Origin of the sequence: Microlunatus sp. GCM10028923 (assembly GCF_042666975.1) — a bacterium.
GTDB lineage: Bacteria > Actinomycetota > Actinomycetes > Propionibacteriales > Propionibacteriaceae > Microlunatus.
Genome location: NZ_JBHTFF010000004.1, coordinates 352404 through 366555, shown reverse-complemented (window position 1 = coordinate 366555; position 14152 = coordinate 352404). Strand labels below are relative to the sequence as shown.

Annotated in this window: 16 protein-coding genes and 1 pseudogene; 9 read left to right on the top strand and 8 right to left on the bottom strand. The window is 69.7% G+C overall.

Annotated features, from left to right (window positions below):
- Nucleotides 1-34: 34 nt before the first annotated feature.
- From ACFQU4_RS11955 to ACFQU4_RS11935, 5 genes and pseudogenes are all read right to left on the bottom strand, one after another.
- On the bottom strand, nucleotides 35-952 hold the full coding sequence (locus tag ACFQU4_RS11955) for an aminoglycoside phosphotransferase family protein (protein ID WP_377492254.1): 918 nt from the start codon (nucleotides 950-952) through the stop codon (nucleotides 35-37).
- Nucleotides 953-1021: 69 nt separating this feature from the next.
- A pseudogene (locus ACFQU4_RS11950) lies at nucleotides 1022-1174 on the bottom strand (septal ring lytic transglycosylase RlpA family protein); the annotation flags it as partial.
- 111 nt (nucleotides 1175-1285) lie between these two features.
- Complete coding sequence (locus ACFQU4_RS11945; protein WP_377491561.1) at nucleotides 1286-1648, bottom strand: DUF5615 family PIN-like protein; 363 nt, start codon at nucleotides 1646-1648, stop codon at nucleotides 1286-1288.
- A 29-nt stretch (nucleotides 1649-1677) separates the two neighbouring features.
- Nucleotides 1678-1917 carry a DUF433 domain-containing protein gene (locus ACFQU4_RS11940; protein ID WP_377491558.1) on the bottom strand — a complete coding sequence of 80 codons (240 nt, stop codon included), beginning with the start codon at nucleotides 1915-1917 and terminating at the stop codon, nucleotides 1678-1680.
- A gap of 46 nt (nucleotides 1918-1963) precedes the next feature.
- Complete coding sequence (locus ACFQU4_RS11935; RefSeq protein ID WP_377491555.1) at nucleotides 1964-3154, bottom strand: septal ring lytic transglycosylase RlpA family protein; 1191 nt, start codon at nucleotides 3152-3154, stop codon at nucleotides 1964-1966.
- Between the two features lie 283 nt (nucleotides 3155-3437).
- Here ACFQU4_RS11935 and ACFQU4_RS11930 point away from each other — a divergent pair, with 283 nt between their 5' ends.
- Nucleotides 3438-4688 carry a S1 family peptidase gene (locus tag ACFQU4_RS11930; protein ID WP_377491552.1) on the top strand — a complete coding sequence of 417 codons (1251 nt, stop codon included), beginning with the start codon at nucleotides 3438-3440 and terminating at the stop codon, nucleotides 4686-4688.
- Here ACFQU4_RS11930 and ACFQU4_RS11925 read toward each other — a convergent pair.
- Nucleotides 4685-5056: a GatB/YqeY domain-containing protein gene (locus tag ACFQU4_RS11925; protein ID WP_377491549.1), complete on the bottom strand. Its 372-nt coding sequence runs from the start codon at nucleotides 5054-5056 to the stop codon at nucleotides 4685-4687. The two genes, ACFQU4_RS11930 and ACFQU4_RS11925, sit on opposite strands and share 4 nt — an antisense overlap.
- A gap of 184 nt (nucleotides 5057-5240) precedes the next feature.
- On the opposite strand from ACFQU4_RS11925, the gene rpsP reads away from it, so the two are divergent.
- From rpsP to hemW, 6 genes are read left to right on the top strand one after another with little or no spacing between them, the layout of a single operon-like run.
- On the top strand, nucleotides 5241-5690 hold the full coding sequence (gene rpsP / locus ACFQU4_RS11920) for a 30S ribosomal protein S16 (RefSeq protein ID WP_377491546.1): 450 nt from the start codon (nucleotides 5241-5243) through the stop codon (nucleotides 5688-5690).
- A 2-nt stretch (nucleotides 5691-5692) separates the two neighbouring features.
- Nucleotides 5693-5968: an RNA-binding protein gene (locus tag ACFQU4_RS11915; protein ID WP_377491543.1), complete on the top strand. Its 276-nt coding sequence runs from the start codon at nucleotides 5693-5695 to the stop codon at nucleotides 5966-5968.
- A gap of 17 nt (nucleotides 5969-5985) precedes the next feature.
- The gene (gene rimM, locus ACFQU4_RS11910) at nucleotides 5986-6507 is read left to right on the top strand and encodes a ribosome maturation factor RimM (RefSeq protein WP_377491540.1); all 522 of its coding nucleotides are present in this window, start codon (nucleotides 5986-5988) and stop codon (nucleotides 6505-6507) included.
- On the top strand, nucleotides 6507-7679 hold the full coding sequence (gene trmD, locus ACFQU4_RS11905) for a tRNA (guanosine(37)-N1)-methyltransferase TrmD (RefSeq protein ID WP_377491537.1): 1173 nt from the start codon (nucleotides 6507-6509) through the stop codon (nucleotides 7677-7679). The genes rimM and trmD overlap by 1 nt, the downstream gene beginning before the upstream one ends.
- Nucleotides 7680-7709: 30 nt before the next feature.
- On the top strand, nucleotides 7710-8534 hold the full coding sequence (locus ACFQU4_RS11900) for an S-methyl-5'-thioadenosine phosphorylase (RefSeq protein ID WP_377491534.1): 825 nt from the start codon (nucleotides 7710-7712) through the stop codon (nucleotides 8532-8534).
- 15 nt (nucleotides 8535-8549) lie between these two features.
- Nucleotides 8550-9767, top strand: a complete 1218-nt coding sequence (gene hemW, locus ACFQU4_RS11895; RefSeq protein ID WP_377491531.1) for a radical SAM family heme chaperone HemW — start codon at nucleotides 8550-8552, stop codon at nucleotides 9765-9767.
- 17 nt (nucleotides 9768-9784) lie between these two features.
- Here the strand turns inward: hemW and ACFQU4_RS11890 are convergent, their stop codons facing one another.
- The gene (locus tag ACFQU4_RS11890; protein WP_377491528.1) at nucleotides 9785-11203 is read right to left on the bottom strand and encodes an MFS transporter; all 1419 of its coding nucleotides are present in this window, start codon (nucleotides 11201-11203) and stop codon (nucleotides 9785-9787) included.
- 129 nt (nucleotides 11204-11332) lie between these two features.
- Here ACFQU4_RS11890 and ACFQU4_RS11885 point away from each other — a divergent pair, with 129 nt between their 5' ends.
- Complete coding sequence (locus tag ACFQU4_RS11885; RefSeq protein ID WP_377491525.1) at nucleotides 11333-12475, top strand: mandelate racemase/muconate lactonizing enzyme family protein; 1143 nt, start codon at nucleotides 11333-11335, stop codon at nucleotides 12473-12475.
- A 21-nt stretch (nucleotides 12476-12496) separates the two neighbouring features.
- Here ACFQU4_RS11885 and ACFQU4_RS11880 read toward each other — a convergent pair whose 3' ends face one another.
- A complete protein-coding gene (locus ACFQU4_RS11880; RefSeq protein WP_377491522.1) occupies nucleotides 12497-13102 on the bottom strand; it encodes a dihydrofolate reductase family protein in 606 nt (201 codons plus the stop codon).
- Between the two features lie 128 nt (nucleotides 13103-13230).
- Here ACFQU4_RS11880 and ACFQU4_RS11875 point away from each other — a divergent pair, with 128 nt between their 5' ends.
- Complete coding sequence (locus tag ACFQU4_RS11875; RefSeq protein ID WP_377491520.1) at nucleotides 13231-14148, top strand: LysR family transcriptional regulator; 918 nt, start codon at nucleotides 13231-13233, stop codon at nucleotides 14146-14148.
- Nucleotides 14149-14152: the final 4 nt, after the last annotated feature.

Here is a 14152-nt window from a genome sequence, read left to right as displayed (position 1 = left end):
TGGCCGGGCTCGAAGGTTTGTCGCGACTATTCGATCATGACTGGCGGTGGTCGGCCAGGACGTTCTCGATCACCTGGTACGGATCGTGCCGCCAGCCGGCCCGACGGGCGTCGCCGTACTCGTCGCCGCCGTTCACCCGGGCCCGGCGGATGGTGATCAGCGCCTTCCAGAGCGCCCAGCCGCGGCCGCGGGCCCAGGTCGCCTCGTCCAGCGCCAGCCTGTCCCGGAACAGCCGGGCGCTGTCGCCCTCGAAGAACGTCCAGGTGATCGCCAGGTCGCAGGACGGGTCGCCGACGGCTGAGCAGCCGAAGTCGATCACCGCGCTGAGCCTGCCGTCGACAGCCAGCAGGTTGGAACCGACGACGTCGCCGTGCAGCCAGACCGGCGCTCGGTCCCACTCCGTCGCCAGCGCGGTCTGCCACACTTCGGCCACGGCGCCGACGTCGATGCGGCCGGCGATCATGCCGGTCGCCTCCGGGATCTCCTCGTCGTCATAGGTCGAGAGCGGCCCGCCCCGGTGCCCGTAGCCCGGTTCCGGCGGCGGCCCGCCGGTGGCGTCGAGCCCGTACAACGTGCCGAGGAAATCGGCCAGGTCGAGTGCGAACGCGTTGAGGTCGGTGATCGTGGCGAGCCCCGCCGGTGTCCCCGGCAGCCAGCGGTTGACCGACCAGGGCCAGGGATAGCCACAGCCCGGCCGGCCCAGAGCGACGGGCTCCGGGACCGGCTTCGGCAACTGCGGAGCCAGGATGGGCAGCCAGCGCTGCTCCTTCGCCACCGCGGGCGCATACCCGGCGCCGCTGGGCAGCCGGATCGACAGGTCGTCGCCCAGCCGGAAGGTGGTGTTGTCCCAGCCGTTCAGGTCGACCGGCCGGACCGGAAGCCGTTCCCACTGGGGGAACTGCTCCGCGACCAGTCGACTCGCCAGTTCCGCGGTGATCTCATTCCGGTCCACGAGCCCGATTGTTCCGGCCGGGCCCCGTCGCTGACCAAGGATTATTGAGACGTCGGGCGCTCGGAGCACCGGGCCGCGGTCGTTGATCCGGACGGTGGTGCTCTTGCCGTTGTTGAGGTTGGTCACCCTGACCCGGCTGTTGAACGGCAGCGACTTGTGCGCGGCGGTGAAGTCGTTCGTGTTGAACTGCTCGCCGTTGGCGGTCATCTGGCCCTGCCAGTAGTAGGACGCCTTGCAGCTGCCCGACTCGCCGGAAGCGTCGTCGTTCTTCGGCTCGTCGTCGTTGCCCGAGTCGCCGGAGTCGTCGTTGCTCGAGTCGGAGGGCCGAGTCGCTCAGCTCGGGTCGTGGATGAAGACACCATCACGATGAAGTTCGACGTATTGGTACTCAACGATTGCCGTTGCCAGGTCGGTGTAGTAGCGATCGAACAGCGCCAGCAAGTCCGGTGTCGTGATGTTGCCGCAGGTGACGATCAGGACGCGGGCCGGCTGCTGCCTGGTCAGATGCAACACCCGAAAGTCGTCGTCCTTAGTCACAACGATTCTGTTCTCGTGATCTGCGATCGCTGCGATCTCGATGTCGCGGAGTGTGGTTCCGCCAGGGTATTGCTTGACATGGCGAGCGTCGTGACCGAGGCCCACCAGGTGCACCGCGAGCCGTGACGGCAACTGTTGGTCGATGAGGAAGGCCGACACAGCGAAAGTTGGGTGGGTAGGCCCGGCGGTCAGGCGACGAACCGCTGGATGCGAGCAGCAGAGTCAAGCGCTGCGAACTCCAGCACGGCGAGAATGTCTTCGCGCTCGAGTTCGTCGTAGTCGGCGAGGACTTCGTCGTAGGTCATCCCAGACGCGAGCAGTTCGAGCACATCCTGCACGCGAATCCGCATGCCGCGGATCGTCGGCTTCCCGTGGGAGACCTCCGGATTCACAGTGATCCGATCAAGTCGGCTCGGCATAGCGACCATGTGCACCATCATCCCACCCAGACGGCCGTCTCGGACCCGATCGAGCTCAGAGCACCTTGTACTTGACCGGGACGACGCCCGCGCCGGTGCCGCCGATGGCCTCCATCGCGGCTCGGGACAGGTCGAGGCAGCGGCCGGAGATGTACGGGCCGCGGTCGTTGATCCGGACGGTGGTGCTCTTGCCGTTGTTGAGGTTGGTCACCCTGACCCGGCTGTTGAACGGCAGCGACTTGTGCGCGGCGGTGAAGTCGTTCGTGTTGAACTGCTCGCCGTTGGCGGTCATCTGGCCCTGCCAGTAGTAGGACGCCTTGCAGCTGCCCGACTCGCCGGAAGCGTCGTCGTTCTTCGGCTCGTCGTCGTTGCCCGAGTCGCCGGAGTCATCGTTGCTGTCCGAGTCGTCGTTCTTGCTGTCGTCACTGTCGTCGGACTTCTTCGGCTCCTTGGTGCCGACCAGAACGATCTTGTCCCGCTTCTTCTTGATCACCTTCGACGAGAGCAGCTTCTTCTCGGTCTGCTTGCCGTCGACGTAGACGTACTGCCAGATCTCTTCGGTGATCCCGGTGATGCCGCTGGTGTCGGTCTTCGTCTCGCCCTTCTCGAGCGAGTCGGTCTTCTTCTCGATCGTCTTGTACTCGTGCTCGAGCTTCTTGGTCGCCTTCTTGACCTCGATGATCTTGACGACGATCTTGGCCTTGTCGACCAGCGCGGCGGACGGCTTCGGCGAGACCTGATCATCCTTGTCGTAGGCGACCTTGGCCTTCTTGAGCGCGTCGGCGATGGTCCGCCCGGTCGTGGTGATCTTGAAGGTCTTGCCACCGGCGACGACCGTCGCGGACTTGGAGGTGTCCACCTTGATGTGGATGCCGTCCCTGCTGATCTTGGCGCCACGCGAGGTGGACAGCTTGGCCGAGGCCGGGATGTTCATCTCCTGCAGGGCCTCGTCGACGCTGCGCGCCGTGGTCCAGTAGCTGTCCTTCTTGCCGTCGACCGTGATCGTCAACTGCCGGGCGAAGTTCACGGTGATCGTGGTCGGGCCGGCGACCTCCGAGGTCAGCGAGGGCTGCACGTCGTCCCGGTCGTTCACCGCGATGCCCTGGTCACGCAGCACGTCGGCCACGGTCCCGGCATGGGTGGTGAAGCGGGTCGGCTGCCCGTCGACCGAGAGGTTGACGTCGTCGGCGGCCGCGACATAGCCGCCGTAGCCGAGGCCACCAGCGGCGAGAAGGCCAGCGATCACGACTGCAGGAACAACTTTGCGCACGATTCTCCAGCGGGTCTGCGGGTGGGTGAGCACAGGTGACACACCCCTTGCGGATAACAGAATAGTAACGACAGGCTCACGGAACGCAACTCGGTGGAGGAGACCTACCGATTCGCCGGGGCGATGGTGAGCCCTTGACCTCCCCGTAGGTCGTTCGTTAGCGTCAACGACGATTTACTCAAGCGATTTTGCTCAGGGGGAGCTGGCTCTCGGTCAGGTCGGGGGTGTGCCCATCGGGGAAATCGATCGAGAGGAAGTCATGTTTGATCGGGGAACGACCCGTGCGCTCAGGCCGTTACTCGCCGTGCTGGCCGGCCTGGTGCTGATGTTCGGTACGGCCACAGCGGCGACCGCTCAACCCGACAAGGGAATCCCGGATTCCCAGCTGGAAGCGCTGGCCCGCGCACTCGGGCTGTCGACGGACGATGCCGAGAACCTGCTGTCACTGCAGGCCAGGCTGTCGGTGCTGGCCGTCGACCTCGAGGCCAAGCTGGGCCCGGACGTCAGTGCCGGGTCCTGGATCGACGCGGGCTCCGGGAAGCTCGTCGTCGCGGTGACCAGTTCCGAGGCGGCGGCCGTGGTCCGCGCGTCCGGCGCCGAGGCTCGCCAGGTCAAGCACTCGCTGTCCGAGCTGGCCGAGCAGCGCAAGGCGCTGGACGAGTTCGCGCGGTCCGCCGGGGCCGGTGACGTGCAGTCCTGGCGCGCCGACGTGCGGTCCAACAGCCTGCTGGTCCGGACCGTCGAGGGCGCCGAGGACAAGGCGACCGAGGCGTTCCTGGCCAAGGCCCGGAAGCTGGGCGTCGACGTGACCGTCGAGCAGGTGGAGGGTGCGGTGCGGCCCACCGCCGACCTGTACGGCGGGCAGCAGATCGAGATGTCCAACGGCTACGTCTGTTCGGCCGGCTTCAACGCGAAGACCACCTCGGGCGAGGCGATCCTGCTCACCGCGGGCCACTGCGGTGACGGCGAGCCGACGTTCTCCAAGGACGGTGTGGAGATCGGTGCCACCCGTTCGTTCAGCTTCCCGGAGAACGACTACGCGGCCGTGGACGTCTCCAGCGCCTGGACCCAGCAGGGTGCGGTGGACACCTACGACGGCTCGTACCAGGAAGTCACCGAGGCCGGCCTCGGCGCGGTCGGCAGTGCGGTCTGCAAGAGCGGCCGGACCACCGACTGGACCTGTGGCGAGATCGAGTCGCACGACGAGACCGTCAACTACGGCAACGGCGACATCGTCTCCGGGATGACCCAGCACACGGCCTGCGTCGAGCAGGGCGATTCCGGCGGCGCCAACGTCAGCGGAACCGTGGCCCAGGGTCTGACCAGTGGCGGCATGCTCTACCAGCAGGGCCAGGACCTGGTCTGTGGTGAGAAGGTCGGCCAGCCCAACGTCGGCTACTTCCAGCCGGTCGAGGAGGCCCTCGCGGCCTACGACGCGGAACTCGTGACGGGTTCCTCGTCCTCGAGCGGCAACGGCAACAACGGCAACGGCTGGGGCCGGGACCGCTAAGCGGGACCGCTCAGGATCCGGTCGAGCACGTCGGCCTCCCGGTGGAGTTCACCGGCGTGCTCGGACCGGCCCGACTGTTCGTACATCGTGGCGGCCCGGCGCCGCTCGGTGATCTCACGACCGACGATCGCAGCCAGGTCGTCGGCGCTCAGTTCGCGACGGGCCACCTCGGCGGCGCCGACACCCTTGACGGTGCCGGCGACCGCCGGGTCCGTCGCCGGCCCGGCCTTCGGTGCCGAGCCCGGATCGACCGCCTCGGCGTTCGCGATCGCCGCCAGCGCGGTGCGGATCGCGCGGGCCCCGACCCGGTCCCGCTCCTTCAGCGCGGAGCGCAGCGCCCGCTGCAGCCGGTCACGCAGTTCATCCATGGCCGCGAGGCTAGCGTCGTGAGTTCGCGTTGGGGGGCGTGACTCTGGCAAACTATGCGCTGGTCCTGTTCGGGCACGCCCTCTCATCGTGCCCGCAGCCGGACCCAGCCGAGGCCGCGGTTCGGAGTGCCCCACACGGGCGGTGTCCTCACCCACCAGAGATTTCCAAGGAGTTACCACTCACGTGGCTGTCAAGATTCGCCTGAAGCGGCTCGGCAAGATCCGCTCGCCGCACTACCGCATCGTCGTCGCCGACTCCCGCACCAAGCGTGACGGTCGCGCGATCGAGGAGATCGGCAAGTACCACCCGAAGAACGACCCGTCGCTGATCGAGGTCGACTCGGACCGGGCCCAGTACTGGCTGTCCGTCGGCGCCCAGCCGACCGAGGCCGTCATCGCCATCCTCAAGCGGAGCGGTGACTGGCAGAAGTTCTCCGGCGACACGTCGCCGTCGGGCATCGAGCCGCAGAAGACCCGGGCCAACAAGACCGAGGCCTTCAACGCCGCGCTGGCCGAGGCCGGCGACGAGCCGAAGAACAAGGCCATCACGTCGGAGAAGCCGGCCAAGAAGGCCGAGGCCGAGGCTGACGGCGGCGACGCCCCGGCCGACGCCGCGTCCGGCGATCAGGCCTGATCGTGCTCTCCGAGGCGCTGGAGCACCTGGTCCGCGGCATCGTGACCGTGCCCGACGACGTTCGGGTACGGGACAAGGACCTGCGGCGCGGGCGACTGCTCGAGGTGCGGGTCCATCCTGACGACATCGGCAAGGTGATCGGCCGATCGGGGCGGACCGCCACCGCGCTGCGGACGGTGATCACGGCCCTGGCCGGTCGGGAGCAGGTGCGGGTCGACTTCGTCGATGTCGACCGCAACGACCGCCGCTCCGGAGATCGCCGCCGCGGTCGTCGCTGACGCCCGGATCCACAACCGTGACGGTTGAGGTTCTGGTCGGCGTCGTCGGCCGGGCCCACGGGATCCGTGGCGATGTCGCGGTCGAACCGCGCACCGACGAGCCGGAAGTACGTTTCGCAGCCGGCCGGGCTGTCCGCATCGAGGGCAGCCCGCGCCGGCTGACGGTTGTCACGGCCCGTGATCACAGCGGCCGGCTGCTGGTCCGGTTCGACGAGGTCGACGATCGCAACGCCGCCGAGGCGCTCCGCGGGGTCCGCCTCGTCGTCGACGTCGACCCGGCGGACCGCCCGGACCGGCCCGAGGAGTACTACGACCGGCAGTTGGTCGGCCTGCGGGTCCTGGACGCCGGCGGCAGCGAGGTCGGCCGGGTGACCGGCGTGGCACATCTGCCCGCCCAGGATCTGCTGGAGATCGACACCGGAACCGGCGAGGCGCTGGTCCCGTTCGTCACCGAGCTGGTGCCCGAGGTCGATCTTGATCAAGGTCTGCTGCGGCTGGCCGACGTGCCCGGGCTGCTCTCCGACGAGGACGACGACTGATGCGGATCGACGTCGTCTCGATCTTCCCGGACTACCTGGCGCCGCTGCGGCTCTCCCTGGTCGGCAAGGCGATCGAGACCGGGCTGATCGACCTCGCGGTGCACGATCTGCGGGACTGGACCCACGACCGGCACCGGACCGTCGACGACACCCCGTACGGCGGCGGCGCCGGGATGGTGATGCGGCCGGAGCCGTGGGGCGAGGCGCTGGACGACCTGGCGCCGGCCGACACCGATGCCCGCCTGTTGATCATGTCGCCGTCCGGGCGGCCGTTCGACCAGCGGCTGGCCGCGGAGCTGGCTGCCGAGCAGCGGGTGATCATCGCCTGCGGACGCTACGAGGGCATCGACGCCCGGGTCGCCCAGCATGCCGCGACCCGGCTGCGGGTGGACGAGGTCAGCATCGGCGACTACGTCCTGAACGGGGGCGAGGCGGCCGCGCTGGTGATCATCGAGGCGTTCGCCCGGCTGATCCCGGGCGTGATCGGCAACCCCGAGTCGCTGGCCGAGGAGTCCCACTCCGCCGATCATGATCAACTCCTGGAGTACCCGGTCTACACCAAGCCGGCGGCCTGGCGTGGGCTGGAGGTGCCGGAGGTGCTGCTGTCCGGGCACCACGGCCGGATCACGGACTGGCGCCGCGAGCGGGCCGTCGAGCTGACCCGGCGACGGCGGCCGGAGCTGCTGCCGGACGCCGAACGGACCGACGAACTGGAACTGCGGCCCGCGGTACGGACCGACGCCGGCGAACTGCTCACCCTGCAGCGGGCCGCCTTCGTGGTCGAGGCACAGCGCTGCGGATCGCTGGAGATCCCGCCGCTGACCGACGGGATCGACGTGATCAACGCCGCGATCGACACCGACACCGTTCTGGTGGCCAGGCTGGGCGGCCGGCTCGCCGGCGGCGTGATCGGGGCCCGGGACGAGGCCGGCGCCTGGACCGTCGGCCGGTTGATCGTCGCCCCGGACCTGACCGGGCGCGGCGTCGGCAGCCGGCTGCTGGCCGCGATCGAGGCGGCCGCGCCGCCGGACCGTACGGTCGCCCGGCTGTTCACCGCCGTGGCCAGCAAGGAGAACATCGCCTTCTACCGGGGCCGCGGCTACCGCGTCGTCGAGCGGCGGGACACCGGGATCGGCGTACCGATCGTGATCATGGAGAAGGCGCTGCGCTGATGCGAGGCCGGGGTGACTAGAGTCGGGTCCGTGGCGGCAACGGCTGAGATCGGGATCATCGGAGGCTCGGGTTTCTACACCTTCCTGGACGAGCCGGAACGGGTCGCGGTGGAAACCCCGTTCGGGGCGCCCAGCGCGGACCTGGCGATCGGCGAGGTGGCCGGGCGACGGGTCGCCTTCCTGCCCCGGCACGGGGAGCAGCACCAGCATCCGCCGCACCGGGTGAACTACCGGGCGAACCTGTGGGCGCTCCGCTCGGTCGGGGTCCGGCAGGTGCTCGGTCCGTGCGCGGTCGGTTCGCTCCGCGAGGAGTACGGTCCGGGCACTCTGGTGCTGCCGGACCAGGTGATCGACCGGACCTGGGGCCGCGCCCACACCGTGTACGACAGCGAGGGCCCGGTGGTGCACGTCAGCCTCGCCGACCCGTACTGCCCGCGCGGCCGGCAGGTGGTGCTCGACTCGGCCGGCGCCGACACCGGGGTGCCGGTGGACGGCGGGACGCTGGTCGTGGTCAACGGGCCGCGGTTCTCCACCCGGGCCGAGTCGCACTGGCACACCGCCCTCGGCGGCACCGTGATCGGCATGACCGGGATGCCGGAGGCGTCCATCGCCCGCGAGCTCGCGCTCTGCTACACGACCGTCGCGGTGATCACAGATCACGACGCCGGGGTCGATCAGGCGACCGCGGTGAGCCATGCCGAGGTGCTCAAGATCTTCGGCGAGAACATCGACCGGCTGAAGGTGTTGCTCCGCCGGGTGATCGAGCGGCTGCCCGCCGCCGAGCCCGACGCCGACGCGACCTGCTCCTGCCGCCGTGCGCTGGACGGGCTGCCGCTGCCGTTCGAGCTGCCATGATCATGACCTGGTCCGATGCCGTCGCAGCCCCCTGACGGATCCCCGTCGCCGGCCGACGAGTCACTGCCCGACGCGGCCCGGGCCGAGGTGGGCAGCCGTCCGCTCGGGTTCTATCTGCACGTGCCGTACTGCACCACGCGCTGCGGCTACTGCGACTTCAACACCTACACGTCGGCCGAGCTCGGCTCCGAGCCCGGCACCGGTCAGGACAGCTACCTGGCGGCGATGCTGGCCGAGATCGAGCTGGCCGGCCGGGTGCTCGGCGACGCCGCTCCGCCGGTCGGCACGATCTTCGTCGGCGGCGGCACCCCGACCCTGCTGCCACCCGAGTCCTTGATCACGATGATCACCGCGATCAAGGACCGGTTCGGGCTGCTGCCGGACGCCGAGATCACCACCGAGTCCAACCCCGAGTCGATCGGCCCGGACGGCCTGGAACGGTTGCGGGACGGGGGATTCAACCGGATCTCGTTCGGCATGCAGTCGGCGGTCGAGCAGGTGCTGGCGACGCTGGACCGGGTCCATTCCCCGGGCCGGGCCGGCCGGACTGTCGCCGAGGCGCGGGCGGCCGGCTTCGACGACGTCAGTCTCGATCTGATCTTCGGCACGCCGGGGGAGAGCCTGGCCGACTGGCGGACCAGCCTCGAGACGGCCCTCGCCGCCGAACCCGATCATGTCAGCGCGTACGCCCTGATCGTCGAGACCGGCACCCGGCTGGCGACCCGGATCCGGCGCGGCGAGCTCGCCCAGCCCGACGACGATGATCTTGCCGACAAGTACCTGCTGGCCGAGGAGCTGCTGACCGGTGCCGGCCTGTCCGCGTACGAGATCAGCAACTGGGCCCGTACGCCCGCGCACCGGTGCCGGCACAACCTCGGCTACTGGCGCGGTGATCACTGGTGGGGCGTCGGGCCCGGCGCGCACAGTCACGTCGGCGGCGTCCGCTGGTGGAACGTACGGCACCCGGCGGCCTACACCGGCCGGCTGGCGGCGGGTGAGGCACCGGCCCAGGCCCGCGAGCTGCTCGATGATCATGACCGCCGGGTGGAGCGGGTCCTGCTGGAACTCCGGCTGGCCGACGGGCTCGACCCGGACACGCTGACCGCGTCCGAGTCGAGCCGGGTCGCGGACCTGGTGGACCGCGAGCTGATCGTGATCACCGACGGCCGGCTGGTGCTCACGCTGCGCGGCCGGCTGCTGGCCGACGGCGTGGTCCGGGACCTGCTCGACTGAGCCCGGGCTGGATCGACCTAGGATCCCTCGGCTCCACGACGTGGACGCAGGATGATCAAGGTCAGCACGGCACCGGCCAGGGCGATGCCGCCGGCGCCGAGGAAGGCGGCCGAGAACCCCTGGGTCAGGGCCGCGGTGTCGCCGAGCCGGTCGGCGCCGAAGGCGGTCGCCACGGCCGTCATCGCGGCCAGGCCGAGCGCGGAGCCCACCTGGTAGCTCGTGTTGACGATGCCGGAGGCCAGCCCGCCCTCCTCGGGCCGGGCCGACGAGATCGCCGTACCGAGCGACGGGATGAAGGCGAGCGACATGCCGAGGGCCGCCACCAGGGTGGCCGGCAGCACGTCGGTCCAGTAGTTGCCGTCGGCGGGTGCCAGCGACAGCCAGCCCATCCCAGCGGCGAGCAGCACCATCCCGGCGACGATCGGCGTCTTGGTGCCGAACCGCCCAATCACCCGAGGGGCGAGCGCGATCATGCCGATCATGATCACCACGGTCATCGGCAGCAGCGCGGCGCCGGACGGGAAGGCGGTGTAGTTCAGCACCTGCTGCAGGTAGAGGTTGAGGAAGAACCACATCGGGATCCAGGCCCCACCGAGCAGGACCTGGGCCAGGTTGGCCGCCCCCAGCTGGGGCGTGCGGAAGAGCGACAGCCGGACCAGCGGTTGGCGCCGGACGGCCTGGGTGATCACGAACGCCGTCAGCAGCACGGCGGCGGCGGCCAGCGCGATCAGGGTCTCGGCCGATCCCCAGCCCGCTTCCGGTGCCCGGACGATGCCGTACACGGCGGCGCCGAGTCCGAGGGTGACGGTGAGGGCACCGGGCAGGTCCACCGATCCGCGGTTCCCGGTCGTCCCGGCCGGCATCAGCAACTTGGTGCCGACCAGGGCGATCACCGCGATCGGAATGTTCAGGAAGAAGACCCAGGGCCAGGAGAGGTACTGCGTGATCACGCCGCCGAGGAAGACGCCGGCCGTGCCGCCGGCCGGAGCGGCGGCCCCGTAGAGGGCGAGCGCCTTGGTCAGTTCCTTCGGGTCGGCTCCGAAGATCATCATCAGCAGGGTGAGTGCGGACGGCGCGATCAGGGCGGCGCCGACCCCTTGGACGGCCCGGCCGGCGAGTTCCCAGCCGACGTTGCCGGCCAGCCCCGCGACGAGTGAGCCCAGCAGCAGTACGACCCAGCCGGCGGCGAACAGCCGGCGGGCCCCGAACAGGTCCGACAATCGCCCGCCGAGCAGGAGCAGACCGCCGAACGCGACGACATAGGCGTTGAAGACCCAGGAGAGGTTCTGCTGGGTGAAGCCGAGTTCGGCCTGCATCCGGGGCAGGGCGACTCCGATGATCGAGGTGTCCATGATCACCACGAACTGGGCGGCGGCGATCAGCGCGAGCGCCCACCGCCGCGTGGTGCCGAGCCGATCGCTGACTGAGGTAGACATCTGTTCTTCTCCATACCGGTAGGGGGTATATCGAAAGATACCCTAAGGGGGTAGGGGTAATTACACAAGGGTGTTCTGGCCAACGGGACCGGAGGCCCGCTTCCGGCCGGCCGGGGCTAGCGTCGATCCATGATCATCACCGAGGTTCGACCATTCCTGCTCGACCGCTACCTGATGGTCGAGATCCGTACCGACGAAGGGCTGACCGGGATCGGCGAGTCCGGCGCCTGGGGCTTCCTGGAAGCGTCCCGCGGCGCGCTGGACCACTTCGGGCGCTACCTGGTCGGGAAGTCACCGCTGCTGATCGAGCATCACTGGCAGTACCTCTACCGGTCGACCCACTTCCGCGGCGCGGCGATCATGGGGGCGCTCAGCGCGATCGACATCGCCCTCTGGGACATCGCCGGCCAGCACCACGGCGTGCCTGTGCACCAGCTGCTCGGCGGGCCGGTGCGGGACCGGGCGCGGGCGTACTGCCATGTCTACGGAACGTCACGGGCCGAACTGATCGACGGCATCGTCGCCGCCAAGGAGCAGGGGTTCACCGCGGTCGGCCACCTGACGCCGTTCCTGGACACACCGCGCGAACAGCCGTACTTCGAGACCGAGGCGCAGAAGATCGGCCGGGCGATCGAGGCCGTGCACCGGTATCGCGAGGTGGCCGGCGACGGGGTCGACCTGTGCATCGAGCTGCACCGGCGGCTGACTCCGGCCGAGGCCGTGCTGCTCGGCTCCGGCATCGAGGGCGCGCTGCCCATGTTCCTGGAGGATCCGGTGCTGCCGGACAACCTCGACGAGATGGCGTACGTCGCCGACAAGATCAACGTGCCGATCGCCACGGGGGAACGGATGACGAGCATCTGGGACTTCGAGATGCTGCTCTCCCGCAACGCGGTCCAGTACGTCCGGCCGGACGTCTGCCTGGTCGGCGGGATCTCGGGTGCCAAGAAGATCGCGGCGCTGGCAGAGGCGCGGCACGTCGGCGTCGTACCGCACAACCCGCTCGGCCCGGTGTCGACGGCGGCCTGCCTGCAGATCGCCGCCAGCGTGCCCAACTTCGCCCTGCAGGAGTTCCCGACGGTCGATCTGGCCGGCTTCCCGGCCGAGGCGATCGAGGTCGACTACGCCCATGACGGCCGGGGCTTCCTGACCGTGCCGAGCGCGCCCGGGATCGGTGCCCGGCTGGGGCCCGACGCGGAACGGATCGCGCCGCCACGGATCCCGCCGCTGACCACCCGGCTGCACCTGGACGGTTCGGTCGTCGACCAGTGACCCCGTGGTCCGGGGCGTGGCTCAGCTGAGGACGCGGTAGGTCACGTGGACGACGGTGCTCGCCGCCCGCGCGTACACCTGTTCCAGCTTCAGCGGCGGGACGCCGTCGAAGATCCGGGCCCCGCCACCGAGCGTGAGCGGGACGATGTGCAGCCGCAGCTCGTCGACGAGCCCGGCGGCCAGGTACTGGTTGATCGTCTCGGCGCCGCCCTCGATCGAGACGTCGCCGTCGCCGGCCGCCTCGCGGGCCTGGGCGAGCGCCGACTCGATCCCGTCGGTGACGAAGTGGTACGTCGTGCCACCCTCCATCGGCTGCGGGTCGCGGGCGTGGTGGGTCAGCACGAAGACCGGGCCGTGGAACGGCGGATCGTCACCCCACCAGCCGTTCCACGGCCGGTCCCACGCTCCGCGTACCGGGCCGAACATGTTGCGGCCCATGATGTAGGCCGCCGCCTTCCCCTGGTCGATCTCGGCCCGGTTCTCGTCCGCGTTGTCGAACATCCAGCTGTGCAACGTGTTGCCCCAGCCATCGCCGCCGTCGTCACCGAACGGCCGCTCCTCGGTCTGGTGGAGACCCGCGGCGTAGCCGTCCGCTGAGATCGTCTGGTGGCAGGTGACCTTGGCCATCTGGCCCTCCCGTTTCGTCGTGCTTCGCTGTTGCATCGGTCGCCCTCACTATCCCAACGCCGACCCTGAAGATCAGCAGCGAACTGTGCCACAATCGATAAGCCGTGCTTATGAATGGGAGGTGGGGGTTGGAAGGGCAGGAGATCGAGGCCTTCGTCGCCGTCGGGGAGGAGCTCCACTTCGGCCGAGCCGCGGAACGGCTCGGGCTCTCCCAGGCCCGGGTCAGCCAGTTGATCAAGAAGCTGGAACGCCGGGTGGGCGCGCCCCTGTTCGAACGCACCACCCGCCGGGTCGGCCTGACCGCGATCGGCCGGCAGCTCCTGGATGATCTTCGTCCCGCCCACCAGGCCGTCCTGGACGGCATTGCCCGAGCCCGGGCCGCCGCGCGCGGGATCACCGGCGTGCTCGAGGTCGGCTTCCTGGGTCCGCTCGCCGGCCGGGTCCTGCTGGACGTGATCGAGGAACTCCGGACCAGCCTTCCGGAGTTGGAGATCCGGCTGCACAACACCGAGGTCGCCGACCCCTGCCGGCCGCTGCGGGACGGCGAAGTCGATCTTGTCCTCACTCAGCAGCCGGTCACCGAACCTCAGCTGACCAACGGCCCGGCCGTGATCATCGAGCCCCGCGTGCTCGCCGTGTCGACCCGGCACCCGCTCGCCGGTCGAGCCGCGGTCTCGTTGGAGGACCTGGCCTCGGACCGGATGCTGCTGCCCGGCGGAACGCCGCCCCAGGCGTGGGTACGGTCAGCCCAGCCATGGACCACACCCAGTGGCCGACCCATCGAACGCGGAGCGGGCGTCGGCACCTTCCAGGAGATGATGACGTTGATCGCTGCCGGGCAAGGATTCTGTACGGTCGCCGCGCACAACGTCCGCTACCACCCGCGAACCGACGTCGTCTACCTGCCGTTCACCGACGCGCCGCCGTTCACGTTTGGGCTGGTCTGGCGGACAGCCGACGAGACCGGCCGGATCCGGGCCTTCGCCGACGCCACCAGCCGGCTGGTCGAGCGTTGGGGCGGGCCGCAGGCTCTCGCCTCCCGGTGAGTCC